1 pseudogene is annotated in these 1,094 nt (G+C 76.7%); it reads left to right on the top strand.

Features of this window, described 5'->3' with window-relative positions:
- Window positions 1-1,094 (top strand): annotated as a pseudogene (locus B4U45_RS28280) (PE family protein); the annotation flags it as partial.

The raw sequence follows: 1,094 nt of genomic DNA, 5'->3' as shown, positions 1-1,094 counted from the left end.
GTTCGGGTCCGGCGGAGCGGGGGCGGCCGGCGGCGCCGGCGGCACCTTTGGGAGCGGCGGAAACTCCGACGGCGCCGGCAGCGGCGGCCATGGCGGCAACGGCGGCCGCGGCGGATGGCTGTCCGGTAACGGCGGCGCCGGTGGGCAAGGCGGCGTCGGTGCCGACGGGGCCACCAACAACCTCAACGCCATTCAAAATGCGGGGGTGAGCGGTAACGGCGGGGCCGGTGGAAACGGTGGCGCCGCCGGGATGATCGGTGCCGGTGGAGCCGGCGGGGCCGGCGGCGGCGGTGGCCTCAGTGTCTACGACAGTGGCGGCTACGGGGGCAACGGTGGGCATGGCGGCAACGGCGGGTGGCTGTACGGCAATGCGGGCGCCGGCGGACACGGCGGCACCGGTGGCAACGGGATGTTCCTGTGGGACAACCCCCCGTTTACTAACTCCTGGATAGCCGACGCCGGCGGCGCCGGCGGCGTGGGCGGTAACGGCGGTTCGGCCGGGCTGATCGGCGCCGGCGGAGCCGGTGGGGCCGGTGGGGCCGGCGGACAAGGCGGGTTCCCCGCCGGCAACGGAGGCGACGGCGGCCACGGTGGCCGGGCCGGCCTGCTGTTCGGCAATGCCGGCGTCGGCGGCCAAGGAGGCGCCGGCGGCGACAACTACTGGACCTACACCAACAACGGCAGCCCTGCCTTCAACGACGGTGACGCGGCCGGCAGCGGTGGGGCCGGTGGCGACGGTGGCGCCGCCGGACTCTTCGGCACCGGTGGCGCCGGTGGGGCCGGTGGGGCCGGCGGGCTCAGCGGCTATCGCTCGGCCGGTAACGGCGGCGCCGGCGGCACCGGTGGTGCCGGCGGGTCGATAGCCGGTGACGGCGGCGCCGGCGGCCAAGGTGGCGCCGGGGGCAACGGCGTCAACGACCCGCTGACCGGCACTATCGAAGGCACCGGTGGCATCGGCGGCACCGGCGGGGCCGGCGGGGCCGGCGGCGGCTGGTACGGCAACGGTGGTGCCGGTGGCGGTGGCGGCGCCGGCGGTGCTAGCCACCAACCCGGTGAATCCGGCGGCAACGGCGGCAACGGTGGTTCCGGCGGGG

The sequence above is a fragment of the Mycobacterium persicum genome, assembly GCF_002086915.1.
GTDB classification, from domain to species: Bacteria; Actinomycetota; Actinomycetes; order Mycobacteriales; family Mycobacteriaceae; genus Mycobacterium; species Mycobacterium persicum.
This window is presented reverse-complemented; position numbering and strand designations above follow the sequence as displayed.